Below are 17,374 nucleotides of genomic sequence, written 5' to 3'. Positions count from 1 at the left end.
CGGGATCAGCTCCTCACGAGGGTGGCGGCGGCGGGGGCCGGGACGCGCTCGGCGAGCGGGACCACGGGCGGCAGCGTCTCGGGCGGCTCGCCGAGCAGCACCCTGCGCACCACGCGCTCGGCGGCCCGGCCGTCGTCGAACTCGCAGAACCGCTCCCGGAAGGCGGCCCGCAGCGCCGTCGACTCCCGGCCCGCCCAGGAGCCGTCGCGGAAGATCCGGGCCAGTTCCTCCGGGGTCCGCGCCACCGGGCCGGGCGGTGCGGCCATCAGGTCGAAGTAGACGCCGCGGGTCTCCCGGTAGACCTCCCAGTCGTCGGCGTACACGACGATCGGGCGGTCCAGATTGGCGTAGTCGAACATGATCGACGAGTAGTCGGTGACCAGCGCGTCGGCGGCCAGGCACACGTCCTCGGCCGAGCGGTGCGCGGTCACGTCGATGACCCGCCCGGAGGGCGCGGACCTGCCGCCCCGGTCGTAGAAGTAGTGGGCGCGCAGCAGCACCACCACGTCCTCGCCGGCCGCCTCGCAGAACGCCTCCAGGTCCAGGGCGCCCGCGCCGAACCCGGCCTCCCAGTCGCGGTGGGTGGGCGCGTACAGGACGGCCGTACTCCCCTCCGGGACGCCGAGCGCGCGCCGCACACGGGCGACGTCCTCGGCGGTCGCCGTGCAGTAGACGTCGTTGCGCGGGTAGCCGTACTCCAGCTGCTCGTAGGAGCCCGGGTAGGCGCGTTCCCACATCCGGGTGGAGTGGCGGTTGGCGGAGAGGTTGTAGTCCCAGCGGTCCACGCGCCCCAGCAGCTTGGTGAAGCTGCCGCTGGCCGCCGCCACCACCGGATACGTCGACTGGTCGACGCCCATGGTCTTCAGCGGGGTGCCGTGCTGGGTCTGGAGGTGCACGCTGCCGGGGCGCTTGACCACGCCCTCCGCGAAGTTGGCGTTGTTGACCAGGTACGTGGCGCGGGCCAGCACCTCCCAGTACCGCCGGCTGCCGATGACGGCGTGGTCGACGTCCTTCGGCACGGTGTGCGCCTGGTCCGCCTCGACCAGGAAGACCGAACGCAGATGCGGGGCGAGTTCCCGCGCCTTGGCGTGGATCGCCGCCGGGTTGCAGGTGTAGCCGCGGCCCCAGTACGCGCAGTACACGACCAGGCCGGGGTCGAGCGGGCGGCGCAGGTGCCGCCGGTAGAGCAGGCGGGTGCGCAGGCCCTGGGGGCGCGGCAGGCGCCGCAGGAGTCCGCCGGCGGTCCGGTTGGCGGCGCGCAGGGCGCGGAAGCCGGTGTAGGAACCGGCCGCCAGCAGCCGGTGCTGCACGCCGATCCGGCCGCCCGGCGTCCGGAAACCGGCCGGGCGGTGACGGCGGTAGAGGCGGCTCGCCCGGCGGAAGAACGTCCGGCGTTCCCGGGCGGTCAGACGGCGCGGATGGGTGGCCGTCTTCAGGATCGCGGCGAACAACTGCTCGAACAGCGGTCCGCGCCGCTCGTCCGGCAGCCCCCGTTCGGCGGCGTGCGCCAGCGCCAGCTCCGCCTGGTCGAGGAGTTCCGCGTGGTGCGGGCCGGGCAGGTTCAGCCGGTTGCCCTGCCGGCGCACCAGATGCCGTACGACGACCGAGCGCAGCACCGTCACCCGCTCGGCGCGCCCCGCGACCCGGGCGCCGAAGCCGACGTCGGTGAAGTGCCCGTCGGTGAAGTCGAGCCCGCGTTCGGTGAGGAAGGTACGGCGGTAGACCGCGCTCCACGCGGGCAGGTGGACGCCGGTCAGGTGCGGGGCGCGGTCGGGGGCGAAGGCGCCGTCCGGGGCCTTCGCCAGCAGCGGCGCGGCCGGATTGGCCGGCTCCCCCTCCCACCAGGGCACCCGCTCGTGCTCGAAGTACAGGACGTCCACCCCGCCGGTGTCCGCCAGCCGTGCGTCCAGCGCCCCCAGCGCGCCCGGCACCAGGGCGTCGTCGCCGTCGAGGAACAGCAGGTACGCGCCGGTCGCGGCGCGCATCCCGGCGTTGCGCGCCCCCGCCAGGCCGGCCGACGGCGGCGAGTGCACCGGCGCCACCCGGGAGTCCCGCTCGACGCGGTCCCCGACGACGTCCGCCGCGGCGAGGTCCGCGCCGTCGCCGACCGGGATCAGCTCGAAGTCGCCGAAGGACTGGGCGAGGACCGAGTCCAGCGCCTGGGCGAGCCGCCCCGCGACCCCATGGGACGGGACGATGATGCTGAAGCGGGGCATGCTGCTCTTTCTCTCGTTGTCCTGGTCCGACGGGAGCCGCCGCACGTCGCCCGCCGGGCCGGCCGTCCCGCGGGCCGCCGGACGGGGGGCCGGGACGGGGTGGGCCGCGACGAACCGCGGGGCATGCGAACTCCCAGTGGACAAACGGCGGTCAGAGGCTCTCGGTGACGGTGCGGGGCCCCGCCGGTTGCGGCACGGTCGCCAGCGGGGCGCGGGCGAGGCCGGCCACGGCGGACGGAGCCGGGCGGCGCTCCTCGAGCGGCACGACCGGGGGCAGGTCCGTCTGGCCGAGCACCACGCGGCGTACCACGCGCTCGGCCGAGCGGCCGTCGTCGTGCGGGCAGAACCGCTCCCGGAAGGCGGCCCTGAGCTGCGCGGACCGGGAGCCGCGCCAGTGGCCGCCGGCGAAGATGTCGATCAGTTCGTCCTCGTCCCGGGCGATCGCGCCCGGCGGCAGGTCGCGCAGGTCGAAGTAGGTGCCGCGGGCCGCTTCGAACGCCTCCGGCTCGTCGGCGTGGATCACGATCGGCCGGTCCAGACCCGCGTAGTCGAACATCAGTGCCGAGTAGTCGGTGACGAGGGCGTCCGAGGCCAGGCAGAGCGACTCGACGTGCGGGTGGTCGCTGACGTCGAGGACCCGGCCCGCGGACTCGGCGAGCGGGCCGCCGTGGCGGGGGTGGGCGCGGGCCAGCACCATGAAGCGCGGGCCGAGCCGGGTGACGACGCGCTCCAGGTCCAGGGTGATGCGCTGGGTGCGCCGGTAGTCGCGGTGGGTGGGCGCGTACAGGATCGCGACGGTGCCCTCGGGGATGCCGAGGGTCTCGCGCAGCCGGGCCACGTCGGCGGGCGTGGCCCGCTGGAGGACGTCGGTGCGGGGCTGGCCGTACTCCAGCGTGGTGTAGCGGCCGGGGTGGACCCGTTCCCAGGTCAGGGTGGAGTGGCGGTTGGCGGAGAGGAGGTAGTCCCAGGAACCGGCCTCGCGCAGCAGTCGGGCGGTGTCGCCGCCGCCCGCGACGGCCGGGCGTTCCCGCAGGTCCAGGCCCATGTGCTTGAGGGGTGTCCCGGCCCGCGTCTGGATCAGGACCTGTCCCTCGCGCCGGACCAGGCCCGCGTCGAAGGCGGCGTTGTGCACCAGGTAGCGCGAGCGGGCCAGCGCCGTCCAGTAGGCGGCCGTGCCGGGGGTCAGGCGGCGGGTGCCGGTCGGGATCGTGTGGTGGTGGGCGGGGGCGGCGGCCCACGCCGTGCGGACGTGCGGGGCCAGCTCCCGGAACGCCTCCTCCAGCGCGCCCGGGTTGCAGCCGTGCCCGAGGTCCCCGTCGACGGCGAAGACGGCACGGTCGGCGCGCAGCGGCAGGCAGCGCTGGAGGCGGTAGTGGCCGCGCAGGGCGACGGACCGTACGGCGCGCAGCAGGCGGGCGGTGACCCGCACCGTCCGGCGGCGCAGCGCCGACGCCAGCCGCAGGGTCCGCCAGGTGCGGCGCAGACCCAGCCGGAGCAGGGCGTGGCGCAGCCGCACGGGGCGCGGGACGGGGGCGCCGGGGACCCGGTAGCGGCGGCAGTGGACGCGGGCCCGGCGCAGGAACTCGGCACGCAGGGAGCGCGGGAGGCGGTCGGGGCGGGTGAACACCGTCACCAGGTGGTCCGCCATGCGGCGGTAGAGCACCGGCCGCCAGCGGGCCAGCTCCGGGCGCGACTCCAGGAACGCGAAGAGCCGGTCGTACTGCGCGAAGACGTCCAGGTGCCGCTCGCTCGGCGTGCCCAGGATGCTGCCCTGGCGGCGCTGGCGGTAGTGGACGCAGACCCGGTCCAGGGTGGCGATGGTGTCGGCGGTCATCAGGACCGGGTAGGTCCAGGGGGTGTCCTCGTAGTAGCCGGGCGGGAAGGTGAAGCCCTCGCGCTCGGCGAACTCGCGCCGCACCGTCTTGTTCCAGGCGACCATCAGCAGTTTCAGCAGTCCGGGCCGGTCGGTGAGCCGGAAGGGCGCCGGGCCCCGCTCGGTGAGGTGTGCGGCGGCCTGGTTGCGGACCGTCTCGCCCGTGCAGTGGGCGCGCGCGTAGTCGTAGACCAGGACGTCCGGTTCCCCGGTCTCCTTGATCCGGTCGGCGATCGCCCGCAGGGCGTGCGGGGTGAGGGTGTCGTCGCCGTCGAGGAAGACCAGGTAGTCGCCGACGGCCCGCTCCATGCCGGCGTTGCGGGCGGGGCCGAGGCCCGTGTTCCGCGGCAGGTGCACGGCGCGCACCCGGGCGTCGCGGGCCGCGAACTCGTCGGCGATCGTGCCGCAGGCGTCCGGCGAGCAGTCGTCGACCACGATCAGTTCGAGGTCCGGGTACGACTGGGACAGCACCGATTCCAGGCAGGCGGGCAGATACGCCTGCACCTGGTGCGCGGGGACGATGACACTGAACCTGGGCACGGGGACATCCATGGGTCGGCGGGATCGGCGCGGGCGTTTGGCCCGGGAACGGCCGGTGGAGTGACTTGGTTACGGCCCCTGCGGCATTCGGGGGACCCCGCGCAGGCCACGGAGGGGGTGGGCCGGTCACCGGCCCACCCCCTCAAGAGTGGTTTCCCGTCGCCTACTTGACCGCGCCCGCCATCACGCCGGAGACGAACTGCCGCTGGAACGCGAAGAACACGGCGAGCGGGACCACCATGGAGATGAACGCGCCCGGCGCCAGGATGTCGATGTTGTTGCCGAACTGCCGTACCTGCGTCTGCAGGGCGACCGTGATCGGCTGGCTCCCGGAGTCCGAGAAGATCAGCGCGACCAGCATGTCGTTCCACACCCACAGGAACTGGAAGATGCCGAGGCTCGCGATCGCGGGCCCGCCCAGCGGCATCACGACCCGCAGGAACAGCCGCAGTTCGCCCGCGCCGTCCAGCCGGGCCGCCTCCAGCAGTTCCCTCGGGATCTCCGCGAAGAAGTTCCGCAGCAGGAAGACCGCGAAGGGCAGGCCGAAGCCGACGTGGAAGAGGATCACGCCGACGATCGAGCCGAACAGGCCGATCTTGCCGAAGAGTTCGGCGATCGGGATCAGCGCCACCTGGACGGGGACGACGAGCAGCCCGACCACGGCCAGGAACCACCAGTCGCGGCCCGGGAAGTCCATCCAGGCGAAGGCGTACCCCGCGAGCGCGCCGATGACCACCACCAGGACCGTCGCCGGGACCGTGATCAGCGCGGTGTTGAGCAGGGAGGAGGTGATGTCGCCGTTCTTCAGCAGCTCCTCGTAGCTCTGGAAGGTGAGCCGGGACGGCTCGGTGAGGACCTGCCACCAGCCGCCCTCCGCCATGTCCTGCGGGGTGCGCAGCGAGGACAGCAGCAGGCCGATCGTCGGGACCAGCCAGAACAGGCCCACCACGATCAGGAACACCTGGACCAGCCCGCCGCTGACCCGCTCGGCGAGCCGGGCGCCCAGGGACCGCCTCGCCCGGGCGGCGGTGCCGCCGGACGGTGCCGGTGCCGCCTTCGTGAGGGAACCCGCCTCCGCGGTCATCGCCGCACCTCCCGCCGCAGCCGCCGTACGTTGAACCACATCACCGGGATGACCAGGAGCAGCAGGAACACCGCGATGGCGCTGGCGATGCCCGGCTGGTCCGAGGCGAACCCCTTGCGGTACAGCTCCAGGGCGAGGACGTTCGCGTCGTCCTGGGAGGAGCCCGGGGCGATGATGAAGACCAGGTCGAAGACCTTCAGCACATTGATCATCAGGGTGACGACGACGACCGCGAGGACCGGTGCCAGCAGCGGCACCGTGACGCGTCTGAAGACCTGCCACTCGTTGGCGCCGTCGACGCGGGCGGCTTCCAGCAGTTCCCGGGGGACGCCCGCCAGCCCGGCCGCGATCAGCACCATCGCGAAGCCGGCCCACATCCACACGTACGACCCGATGATGGCCGGGGTGACCAGGGAGGGGCCGAGCCAGCTCAGGCCGTTGTACGGCTCCGCGAAATTGTCCGCGGGGAGCCTGAGCAGCGCTCCGTCGGCCGCCGCGGGGAGGCTGAAGGTGCCGTCGCCGGACGCCTTGGTGGAGGCGACGACCTCGCCGTCCTTCACCGCCTCGATCTTCATCCCGGCGTACCCCAGTTCGGCGGCGTCGACGCCGTTGAGCTGCCCGACGCCCTTGCCGCGGGTGAAGTCCTGCCAGGTGGTGCCGGTGATCTTCCCGTCCTCGGGCCGGGCGGCCGCGGCCTTCTCGGCGCCGTCCGGCATCAGGTCGGGCGCGACGCCGACCAGGGGCAGGACGACGGTCTGCCCCGCGCTCACCGGCTCCTTGGTGATGAACGCGCCGCCGCCGGCCGGCTCCAGCGGCGACTCGCGGCCCGGGTGCGCCTTCGGGAACGCCGACGACTCGGCGAACGTGTCGTGCACCCCGACCCACACCGCGTTGGCGACGCCCTTGTCCGGGTCCTGGTCGTACACCAGCCGGAAGATGATCCCGGCGGCCAGCATCGAGATCGCCATCGGCATGAAGACGACCAGCTTGAACGCCGTGCCCCAGCGCACCCGTTCGGTCAGCACCGCGAAGATCAGGCCGAGGGCGGTGGCGACCGTCGGCGCGAACACCACCCAGATGACGTTGTTCTTCAGGGCGGTGCGGATGCCGTCGTCGGTGAAGAGCGCCTGGTAGTTGTCGAATCCGGCGAAGGAGTCGCCGGACTGGTCGTAGAAGCTGCGGATCAGCGAGTACCCGATCGGGTAGACCACGAGCGCGCCGAGCAGCACCAGGGCCGGCAGCAGGAACAGGGCCGCCACGGCCTTGCGGGTGCCGGTCACGCTCCTGCGCGACTTGGGTGCCTGGGGAGCGGCGGGGCCCGGTGAGGACCCCGCCGCCGTGGCCGACGCCATCGCGTCAGTTCCCGTAGGCGGCGGCCGCGTCCGCCTCCAGCCGCTGCTGTGCGCCCGCGACGTCCTTCGGGTTCTTCAGGAAGTCCTGGAGCGCCTTCCACTCGCCCTTGCCGGGCGTGCCGCCGAAGGCCTGCGGGGCCTGGTCCGACATGTCGAAGCGGAAGTCGTCGCCGGCCGCGACCAGCGCTTCGGCGATCTTCCTCTGCACGTCGTTCGGGTACGCCGACGCGTCCAGGTTCTTGTTCGGCGAGAGGTAGCCGCCGAGCTTCGCGTGGATCGCCGCCGCGTCCGGGGAGGCCAGCCAGGTGGCGAGCGCCTGCGCCGCCTCGGAGTCCTGAAGGATCACGGCCGCGTCGCCGCCGGAGACCACCGGTGCCGCGTCGCCGACCGCCGGGAACGGGAACACCTTCGCGTCGGTGCCGACCTTCGCCTCCGTCTCACCGATGTTGACCTGCGCGAAGTCGCCTTCGTAGACCATGCCGGCCTTGGGCTGGTCGCCGCCGGTGAAGGTCTGCGTCACCGAGGCCGGGAAGTCGGTCTGCAGCGCGCCCGACGCGCCGCCCGCCACGTAGTCCTTCTTGCCCCAGATCTCGGCGAGGGTGGTCAGGGCCTCCTTCACGGACGGGTCGGTCCACTTGATCTCGTGCCTGGCGAGCTGGTCGTACTTCTCCGGTCCGGCCTGGGAGAGGTAGACGTTCTCGAACCAGTCGGTGAGGGTCCAGCCCTCCGCGCCGCCCACCGAGAAGGGCGTGACGCCCGAGTCGTAGACCGTCTGGGCGGTGGTGAGCAACTCGTCCCAGGTCTTGGGCTCGCTCGCGCCGGCGTTCTCGAAGACCTGGGCGTTGTACCAGATCAGCGACTTGTTGGCGGCCTTGTAGTAGACCCCGTACTGCTTGCCGTCGACCTTGCCGATGTCCTGCCAGCCCTGGGTGTAGTTCTCCGCCAGCTCCTTGGTGGCCTCGGCGCCCAGCGGCTTGGCCCAGCCCTTCTCGACGGCCTGCTTGATGGCGCCGGGCTGGGGGAGCATCGCCACGTCCGGCGGGGCTCCGCCCGCGACCTTCGAACCGAGGAAGTTGATGATCGGGTCCTGGGCGGGCACGAAGGTCACCTGCGCGCCGGTGCGCTTCTCGAACTCGTCGAGGACCTTCTCGAAGTTCTTCTGCTCGGCGCCGGTCCAGACGGCGGCGACCTCCAGGCTCTCGCCGTCCAGCTGGGGAAGGGTGACGGTGGCGGCCGTCTCCTTGCCGCCGTCCCCCTGCCCCTTCTTGTCGCCGCCGCCGTCGTCGTCTCCGCCGCACGCGGTGAGCGAGAGGGCGAGGGCGCCCGCGGCGAGGAAGGCGGCGGCCCTGGTGGTCTTCCTCGCGGTGCCGTTCCCGGCCTTGTTGACGGTTCTGCCTGTCCGGATGGTGCTGCTCGTGCGCATCACTGCCCCGTTCTTCGTCCTCGTCGAACGTTCGGCGCTGTCCCGTGCGCTCTGGTGTACGCCAGGGGGGTGAGGGCGGCAAGAGCGCGTCCGGCGCCGAGCGGGGATTCGTGACCGCGTCGTGACCGGGCGGCCGGCGTCAGAGCAGGGACGGCACCCGGGCCGCCGACACCTCCCGGGCCGCCCGCTCCAACGCGCTGGCGAGCAGCGCCAGATCGGTCGGCCCGTTGCCCAGCTCGCGCACCGGACGCCGGGTGGGCGGGTCGCCCATGCGGTGCCACTCCAGCGGGACCACGGTGGGCCGCAGGGTCGCCGTCCGCGGGATGCGGCCCGTGACCCGGCCGCCCTGGAACTCCACGGTCTGTCCGTCGGGGCGGGTCAACCGGCCGCGGCCCGGCGCCGGTTCGTCCGGGCCCGGCACCGGCGCGTCGAGGACGACCCGCAGGGTGGCGCGCAGGGAGGGCTCCGTCTGGGCCGTGCGGCCCCCGGGGGCGGTGGCGGCCACCAGGTGCACGCCGAGGCGCTCGCCCTCGCGCGCGACGGCCTCCAGCGCCCGCATCACCGACCCGGCGGCGGGCCGGCCGGGCGAGCCGAGCGGCGGCGTGACCAGGGCGTCCAGGTCGTCCACGACCACGACGAGGCGGGGGAGCGGCACGACGGCGGCGGCGCGGCGCCGGGCGGCACCGGGGCGCAGGCGCAGCGTGGAGCTGGGCGGGGACTCCACGTCCCCGCTCTCCGCCGTCGCGCCGGCCGCGGCGTGGCCCGCGTGGGTGCGCTGGGCGACCAGCCGGCCCGACACCTCGCGTCCCGTGTGCCACTCGGCGAAGTCCGAACGGCCCAGCAGCTCGGCGCGCCGTTTCAGCTCCGCGCTCAGGGACTGCGCGAACTCCCGCATGCGGACCGGGTCGTTGGCGGTGAGGTGGGTGGTGACGTGCGGTACGTCCGTGCAGACGCGCAGGCCATCGCCCTGCCCGCCGCCCGCGCTCACGCCGTCCCGGCCGTCCACCAGGACGATCCCGAGCCGGTCGGGGCGCTCGGCGGAGGCGAGGGAGGCGACGAGCGCCCGCAGCAGCTCGGTGCGTCCGCTGCCGGGCGGGCCCTCGATCAGCAGGTGCGGGCCCTCGGCGGGGAGGTCGACGGTGACCGGGCCGCGCGGTCCGGCACCCAGCACGCCCTGCGCGCGTCCGCCCAGGGCCCGGGTGTCGTCGGCCGCGTCCGCCCAGCGGGCCATCAGGGACGCCGGGGTGGCCCGCGCCAGGCCCAGCTCGTCCAGGAGCCGGGCGGCCCGGGGCAGCGGTGCGGACACGCGCGCGTGCCGCTCGCCGCCGGGCTGGTCGGTGCGCAGCGGGGCCAGGGCGCGCGCGAACCGCTCCGCCCAGGCGAGGGAGACCGCGTCCACCGTGCCGAGCGTGCCGTGGCCGACGGGGCCGCCGCGGCCGTTCGCGGCGGTCTCGGTGCGGGCCACGCGCAGCAGCCGCAGGGCCGTCGCCACGTCGCCGCTGAGCAGCGCCACCGCGCCGCACTCCCGGAAAACCGGGGAGACCGCGCAGGCCGCCTCGTACGTCTGGGTCACCGGGGACGTCGGGGAGGCGGCGGCCGTCTCGGCGAGGCACACGACGTGGACGCCGGCCCGCGGTCCCTCCACGGCCAGCCGCGCCACCGCCTCGCGCACGTCGGCACCGCCGGGGTCACCGTCCACCACGACCACCGTGTACGGCCCCGGGAAGCCGCCGGCCGGGTCGGACCCGTCGTCGGCCCGCGCCCAGGAGGGCCGCCGGGAGCTGCCCGTGCCGATGCCCGTGCCGGGGCCGGTGTCCCGCGTGTCGTGCCCGGGGCGCGTGGGCTGGGCGGGGATGGCGGCCGGCGCCGGGGCGGGCGGCCGCGCGCCGCCGTCGCGGGCGTCCGAGAGGTGGTCCTCCAGGCGGCGCAGCAGTTCGTGGGCGCGGGCCGTGGCCTGCTCGCGGTCGTAGGCGAGGAGCAGGCGGCAGTCCTGGCCGTGGGCCGGGCGCGACTGCGGCAGCCAGCCGAGCCAGGACCACTCCGCGGTCCGCTCCTCCAGCGGACGGGAGCGGTCCGCGCTGATCAGGACGATCTCCAGGACGTCCGCGGAGTGCAGGGCGGCGAGCTGGGCCACCACCGAGCGGGCCAGCCCGGCCAGCCGCGCGCGGGGGCCGGCCAGTCCGAGCGCCCCGACCTCGCGCAGCCCGGCGGTCACCGGCACCGCGGGCAGCGGCGTGTCACCGCCGGGCGCCACCCGGTCGGCCGTGCCGAGCCGCACCGTGAGCGCCTCCGGGTGGCCCGGCCCGCGCTCCCACAGCCGGGGCCCCGGTCCGAGCGCCGTCAGCAGCAGGGACGCGGGGTCCGGCCAGGTCTCGGGCGCGCTCGGCGCGCCGGTGGCCGGGGCCGACGGCGTGACGGGCACCGCGCCGCTCTCGTCCGGGTGCGCGGCGAAGACCTCGGTGTCCTGGGCCCCGCCGCGCCCGGAGGCCAGCCGCCGTGCCCACGCGCCGAGCCCGCCCCGCCTGCGCACGCCCTGGGGAACGTCGGTGCCGCGCAGCGGCGTGCCCTTGCGTCCCGCACCGCCGTCCGGGCGGCCGGCGGGCCGCGCCTCGGGGAGGGCGGCGCCGGGAGCGTCCGGGGCGAGGGCGCCCGCGCCGGGGGTGTCCGCTGTGGGGAGGCCGGTGCCGGGTGCGCTCAAGCCACCGGGGGCGGCGGCGGTCGCCTCCGCGCCGAACGTGCCCGTTCCGTACGCCGGAGTGCCGGGCGCGTCGGTGCCGGGTGCGCCCGGTCCGAACCCGCCACCGTGCGTCCCGCCCGCCGGGAAGGCCGGCCGGGGGCCGCCCGCCACGGGGCCGGTGCCGTGGCTCTCGATGCGCGGTGCGCCGCCCTGGCCGGGCACCTGTGCGGGGCCGTCCGGGACCGCGCCGGCCCCGGGTCCCGCCGCGCCGTGGGCGTGGTGGGTCGACCCGGCGGGAGCCTCGCGCCCGTCGGGGCCGGTCCGGCGGGCGGGGCCGTCCGCCGCGCCGGGCGTGCGCGGGTGGCCGGTCGCCCCGGCGGGGCCGTCCGGGGTGCCGGTGCCGGTGCGGGTGCGGTGTACCGAGCCGCCCGTCGCGTCCGCGTCCGCCGGGTGCCCCGGGTGGGCGCTCCACGCCCCCGTCGTGTGCCCGGTGCCGCCCGCGGCGGGGGACGGGTGCGGCCCGGCGGGTGCGGCGCCGTCGTGGCCGGTCGCGCGGTCGCCCGCGCCCCCGGGGAGGCCGCCCTCGGGGGTGCCGCCGGGCGCCGCGCCGGCCCGGTGCCCGGGACCGCCCGGCGCTCCGCCCGCGGGCGCGGGCTCGACACCGCCCCCGTGCCAGGAGGAGGGCGGACCCGCCAGCCGGACGTGCCCCTCGCCGTCCGCCGTCGTGGCCAGCCGCCCCTCGGCCGTGGGGCGGGCCGGCGCCAGGCGCAGCGCCGACTCGCCGATCCGCAGCAGCGCGCCCGGCGTCAGGCGGACCGGGCGGTCGCCCACGCGGGCGCCGTCCAGCGTCGTGCCGTTGGTGGAGCCGAGGTCGGCGACCGAGACGCGGCCGTCGGGGTCGACGGTGACCGCGCAGTGCATCCGGGAGACGTCCGGGTCGTCGAGCGCGATGTCGGCGTCGGCGGAGCGGCCGAGCCGGATCTGCCCGCCGTGCAGCAGGTGGACGCCGCCCGCGTCGGGGCCGGCGACCACGTGCAGCTGGGCCGGGGCGTCGGCCGGGTCGGTGTGCGGGTCGGGCTCGCCGGGGGCGCCCAGACAGAGCACGGCGCCGTCGATCAGCGGCGGCTCGCCCAGGGTGCTGCGCTGGGCGTCGAGCCGTTGCGCGCCGGCGTAGAGCACCACCTGGCCGGTGCCCGGGCCTTCGCCGCCGGGGAGCGCCGCGGCCAGCGCGGAGGCGACCGCGGCCAGGGCCGTGCCGGCCGGTGCGGTGACCAGCACGTCGCAGCTCGCGGCGCGGTCCCCCTCCGGAGCAGGCGGGCCCAGCGGGTCTACGACGGTCAGCCGGATCTGCATCGCCGTCAGCGGTCCCTTCGCGCGGGCGCCCGCACGCCGGGGACAGAAGCCGTCCACCACGGTCCCCCACCGCGGACTTCCCCCACCGCCACACGAGCACGTCGGCCAGTACTGCACGCATCCTCGCACCTGCCACCGACAACGTGCCCGCCGCCCGCCGCCAAATGATCTTGATTGGTCGGCTGTGCCCGCAAAAGTGCCTGACAGTTGCCGCCCCGGTGACCGAACGGCGTCCGCTTGAGATCGGTCACGTCCGGGCCCGGCAACCAAGGGACCGGGTCGAGCGTCTTTCCTTCGAACATGCACCTGAACGGGTGCCGGATGCGGAACGTAAGACGTACCTGCGGACCAATGGGAAGCCACGGAGCGACGACAGCCCCGTGCCGCGGGCACGGCACTACAGTGGGTCGGAACAGCCAGCAAGCAACAGGGAGCGCATGACGTGCGGCCGGTAGGCAGCAAGTACCTCCTCGAGGAGCCCCTCGGCCGCGGCGCCACGGGCACCGTCTGGCGTGCCCGCCAGCGCGAGACGGCGGGCGCCGAGGCCGCCGTGGCGGGACAGCCCGGCGAGACGGTCGCGATCAAGGTCCTCAAGGAGGAGCTCGCGAGCGACCCCGACATCGTGATGCGCTTCCTGCGGGAGCGCTCCGTCCTGCTGCGGCTGACCCACCCCAACATCGTCCGGGTCCGCGACCTGGTCGTCGAGGGTGAGCTGCTGGCGCTGGTCATGGACCTCGTCGAGGGCCCCGACCTGCACCGCTACCTGCGCGAGAACGGGCCCTTCACCCCGGTCGCCGCCGCCCTGCTCACCGCCCAGATCGCCGACGCCCTCGCCGCCAGCCACGCCGACGGCGTGGTCCACCGCGACCTGAAGCCGGCCAACGTGCTGCTCCGGCAGGACGGCGGCGAGATGCACCCGATGCTCACCGACTTCGGCATCGCCCGCCTCGCCGACTCGCCCGGCCTCACCCGCACCCACGAGTTCGTCGGCACGCCCGCCTATGTGGCGCCGGAGTCCGCCGAGGGCCGCCCGCAGACCTCCGCCGTCGACATCTACGGCGCCGGCATCCTGATGTACGAGCTGGTCACCGGACGGCCCCCGTTCGGCGGCGGCTCCGCCCTGGAGGTGCTGCACCAGCACCTCAGCGCCGAGCCGCGCCGCCCCTCCACCGTTCCCGACCCGCTGTGGACGGTCATCGAGCGCTGCCTGCGCAAGAACCCGGACGAACGCCCCAGCGCCGAGAACCTCGCCCGCGGCCTGCGCGTCGTCGCCGAGGGCATCGGCGTGCACGCGACCAGCGCGCAGATCGGCGCCGCCGAGAACGTCGGCGCGCTCCTCGTCCCCGACCCGGCGCCCGCGCAGGTCCCGGGCGCCCCCGGCGCCGCCGACCCCACGCAGGTGCTCCCGCACAACGCGCAGAACGCCCAGAACCCGAACGGCGCCTACGACCCCGACGGCGCCACCAGCGTCCTGCCGCAGACCGGCAACCGGGCCGACGCCGCCGACCCCACCGCCGTACTCCCGAACCGCGGCGCGGCCGACCCGACCGCCGTCATGCCGCCGGTGCCGCCGGGACAGCCGGGCGGGGCCGGGCAGGGCGGACCCGAGGACCCGCACCCCTGGCAGAACCAGCTCCGCGCCGCCCGCGACCGCAACGAGCAGACCCAGGTCCAGTACCTCGACCCGAACCAGGACCCGCTGCGCCGCCGCCCCCAGCGGCAGGTCTCCCGTCCGCAGCAGCCGCCCCGCCAGGCCCCCCAGGCACCGCCGCCCGGCTACGGCTACCCGCAGCAGCAACAGCCGCAGCGGTACGCCACCCCGCAGCCGCAGCAGCCCCAGCAGGCGCCCCGGCCCCAGCCGCAGCGCTACGCCCCGCCGCCCACGCCCGAGCCGCAGCCGCCCCGGCGCGAGCCCCGGCCGCCCCGGCAGCGCAGCGCCAACCCGATGCGCATCCCCGGCCTCGGCTGCCTCAAGGGCTGCCTGTTCACGCTCGTCATCCTCTTCGTGGCCGGCTGGCTGATCTGGGAGCTGAGCCCGCTGCAGGAGTGGATCGGCACGGGCAAGGGGTACTGGGAGCAGCTCACCGACTGGTTCACCACCGTGACCGACTGGATCGGCGACCTCGGCGGCGGCAGCGGCTCGACCGGCGCCTGACCCACCGACGCGCTCCCCGTCACTCCCGGGGGCGGGTCCGCCCGGCGACGAGTCTGGGGATTTGTCGACATCCGACGGGTGATTTCCGCCTCCCCGGTGAAGGCCGCCTCCGCGGACGCGTACTTTTAGGCGCAACACGCGTCGGTAGGAGCAGTCTTGGCACGGAAGATCGGCAGCCGGTACACCGCCCACCAGATCCTCGGGCGGGGGAGCGCCGGGACGGTGTGGCTGGGCGAGGGGCCCGAGGGGCCCGTCGCGATCAAGCTGCTGCGCGAGGACCTGGCGTCCGACCAGGAGCTGGTCTCCCGCTTCGTGCAGGAGCGCACCGCCCTGCTCGGCCTGGAGCACCCGCACGTCGTCTCCGTGCGCGACCTCGTGGTCGACGGCAACGACCTCGCGCTGGTCATGGACCTCGTCCGCGGCACCGACCTGCGCACCCGCCTGGACCGGGAGCGGCGCCTGGCACCCGAGGCGGCGGTGGCCGTCGTCGCCGACGTCGCCGACGGCCTGGCCGCCGCGCACGCCGCCGGGGTGGTGCACCGCGACGTCAAGCCCGAGAACGTGCTCCTCGACATGCAGGGCCCCCTGGGCCCCGGCGGATCCCACCCGGCCCTGCTGACCGACTTCGGCGTGGCCAAGCTCATCGACACCCCGCGCCGCACCCGCGCCACGAAGATCATCGGCACGCCCGACTACCTGGCCCCGGAGATCGTCGAGGGCCTGCCCCCGCGCGCTTCGGTCGACATCTACGCCCTGGCCACGGTGCTCTACGAGCTGCTCGCGGGCTTCACCCCGTTCGGCGGCGGCCACCCCGGGGCCGTACTGCGCCGCCATGTCACCGAGACGGTCGTCCCCCTGCCCGGCATCCCGGACGAGCTGTGGCAGCTGCTGGTGCAGTGCCTGGCCAAGGCGCCGGCGTCCCGGCTGCGCGCCTCCGAGCTGGGCGCCCGGCTGCGCGAGCTGCTGCCCCTGCTGGCCGGCATGGGGCCGCTGGACGTGGACGAGCCCGACGCCGAGCAGGAGCCGGACGCCTCCGAGGAGGCCGCCACGTCCGCGGGGCCCGCCGCGCCCGCCGGGGAGCCGGTGCGGCGCCGGGGAGCGGTCCCGCTGGTCCCGGGAGCGAAACCGGCCGACTCCAACCGCGACACGCACACCTCCATGCGCGTGCCGGCCCCCGACGAGCTGGCGGGCGGCGCCCGCGGCACCGCCCGCGCCCCGCGCGCCGCCGGAGCCCCGCGCCCCGGCTCGGCCCGCAACCGGGCCGCCGCGCGGCGCCGCCGGCTGGCCCTGGGCGCGGGCGCGGTCGCCCTGGTGGCGGCGGTGGGCGTCGGCACCTGGCTGGCCACGGGCGGCGACGAGGGCGACACGGGCCCCCAGGACACCAGGAACTCGGCACCGGCCACCCCCTGAGGCCGGGCCCGCCGCGGGCGGCCGCGGCGCCTGCCGTGGCGACCCGGCGAAGAGCGGTGGACGGAACCGTTACGCTGGATGCGTGGCAGTCGTCGATGTATCCGAAGAGCTGAAGTCCCTCTCCTCGACCATGGAGTCGATCGAGGCCGTCCTGGACCTCGACAGGATGAGGGCAGACATCGCCGTGCTCGAGGAGCAGGCGGCCGCGCCGTCCCTGTGGGACAACCCGGACGAGGCGCAGAAGATCACGAGCCGGCTCTCCCACCTCCAGGCGGAGGTGCGCAAGGCCGAGGCCCTGCGCGGCCGGATCGACGATCTCGCCGTGCTCTTCGAGATGGCCGAGGAGGAGGACGACCCGGACACCCGCGCCGAGGCCGAGGCCGAGCTGACGGCCGTGAAGAAGGCGCTGGACGAGATGGAAGTCCGCACCCTCCTGTCGGGCGAGTACGACTCCCGTGAGGCGCTGGTCAACATCCGCGCCGAGGCCGGTGGTGTGGACGCCGCCGACTTCGCCGAGAAGCTCCAGCGGATGTACCTGCGCTGGGCCGAGCAGCACGGCTACAAGACCGAGGTCTACGAGACGTCGTACGCGGAGGAGGCCGGCATCAAGTCGACCACCTTCGCCGTGCAGTCGCCGTACGCCTACGGCACCCTCTCCGTCGAGCAGGGCACGCACCGCCTGGTGCGCATCTCGCCCTTCGACAACCAGGGGCGCCGCCAGACCTCCTTCGCCGGTGTCGAGATCCTCCCCGTGGTCGAGCAGACCGACCACATCGAGATCGACGAGTCCGAGCTGCGGGTGGACGTGTACCGCTCCTCCGGCCCCGGCGGCCAGGGCGTGAACACCACCGACTCCGCGGTGCGGCTCACCCACCTCCCCACCGGCATCGTGGTCTCCTGCCAGAACGAGCGCTCGCAGATCCAGAACAAGGCCACCGCCATGAACGTCCTCCAGGCCAAGCTGCTGGAGCGGCGCCGCCAGGAGGAGCAGGCCAAGATGGACGCCCTCAAGGGCGACGGCGGCAACTCCTGGGGCAACCAGATGCGTTCGTACGTCCTGCACCCGTACCAGATGGTCAAGGACCTGCGCACCGAGCACGAAGTGGGCAACCCGGAGGCCGTGTTCAACGGCGAGATCGACGGGTTCCTGGAGGCCGGTATTCGCTGGCGCAAGCAGCAGGAGAAGTAACGCGAAGCGCGAACGGCGCTTTGTCGACAAGGCAACTGCCCCCGCAGAGGGGGCGGTTGCCTTTTTTCTGACGGTGATGCCCGGCTTTTACATCACACTCAC

Annotated in this window: 9 protein-coding genes; 3 read left to right on the top strand and 6 right to left on the bottom strand. The window is 75.0% G+C overall.

What is annotated here, in order from left to right; genetic code table 11:
* Positions 1-5: 5 nt before the first annotated feature.
* The 6 genes from ACFZP7_RS14150 to ACFZP7_RS14125 form a co-directional block, all read right to left on the bottom strand.
* Complete coding sequence (locus tag ACFZP7_RS14150; RefSeq protein ID WP_216881837.1) at positions 6-2,216, bottom strand: CDP-glycerol glycerophosphotransferase family protein; 2,211 nt, start codon at positions 2,214-2,216, stop codon at positions 6-8.
* Positions 2,217-2,367: 151 nt separating this feature from the next.
* Positions 2,368-4,629 carry a CDP-glycerol glycerophosphotransferase family protein gene (locus tag ACFZP7_RS14145; RefSeq protein ID WP_385634533.1) on the bottom strand — a complete coding sequence of 754 codons (2,262 nt, stop codon included), beginning with the start codon at positions 4,627-4,629 and terminating at the stop codon, positions 2,368-2,370.
* A gap of 163 nt (positions 4,630-4,792) precedes the next feature.
* Positions 4,793-5,713, bottom strand: a complete 921-nt coding sequence (locus tag ACFZP7_RS14140) for a carbohydrate ABC transporter permease (protein WP_046250135.1) — start codon at positions 5,711-5,713, stop codon at positions 4,793-4,795.
* Entirely contained in the window at positions 5,710-7,065 is a 1,356-nt protein-coding gene (locus tag ACFZP7_RS14135; RefSeq protein ID WP_185906867.1) for a carbohydrate ABC transporter permease, read from the bottom strand. Before ACFZP7_RS14135 ends, ACFZP7_RS14140 begins: the two co-directional genes overlap by 4 nt.
* 4 nt (positions 7,066-7,069) lie before the next feature.
* Positions 7,070-8,488 (bottom strand): ABC transporter substrate-binding protein, encoded by a 1,419-nt coding sequence (locus ACFZP7_RS14130; protein ID WP_046250133.1) that lies wholly within the window; start codon positions 8,486-8,488, stop codon positions 7,070-7,072.
* A gap of 139 nt (positions 8,489-8,627) precedes the next feature.
* On the bottom strand, positions 8,628-12,518 hold the full coding sequence (locus ACFZP7_RS14125) for an FHA domain-containing protein (RefSeq protein WP_385634532.1): 3,891 nt from the start codon (positions 12,516-12,518) through the stop codon (positions 8,628-8,630).
* 442 nt (positions 12,519-12,960) lie between these two features.
* Between ACFZP7_RS14125 and ACFZP7_RS14120 the strand changes: the two genes are divergently transcribed.
* From ACFZP7_RS14120 to prfB, 3 genes are all read left to right on the top strand, one after another.
* Positions 12,961-14,673: a serine/threonine-protein kinase gene (locus ACFZP7_RS14120; protein ID WP_019325710.1), complete on the top strand. Its 1,713-nt coding sequence runs from the start codon at positions 12,961-12,963 to the stop codon at positions 14,671-14,673.
* Positions 14,674-14,829: 156 nt separating this feature from the next.
* Complete coding sequence (locus ACFZP7_RS14115; RefSeq protein WP_385634531.1) at positions 14,830-16,083, top strand: serine/threonine-protein kinase; 1,254 nt, start codon at positions 14,830-14,832, stop codon at positions 16,081-16,083.
* An 82-nt stretch (positions 16,084-16,165) separates the two neighbouring features.
* Positions 16,166-17,272, top strand: coding sequence for a peptide chain release factor 2 (gene prfB / locus ACFZP7_RS14110; protein ID WP_029393340.1), 1,107 nt, complete (start codon positions 16,166-16,168; stop codon positions 17,270-17,272).
* The last annotated feature ends 102 nt before the right edge of the window (positions 17,273-17,374 follow it).

The organism is Streptomyces sp. SudanB5_2050 (assembly GCF_964272335.1).
Lineage (GTDB): Bacteria > Actinomycetota > Actinomycetes > Streptomycetales > Streptomycetaceae > Streptomyces > Streptomyces rochei.
This window is presented reverse-complemented; position numbering and strand designations above follow the sequence as displayed.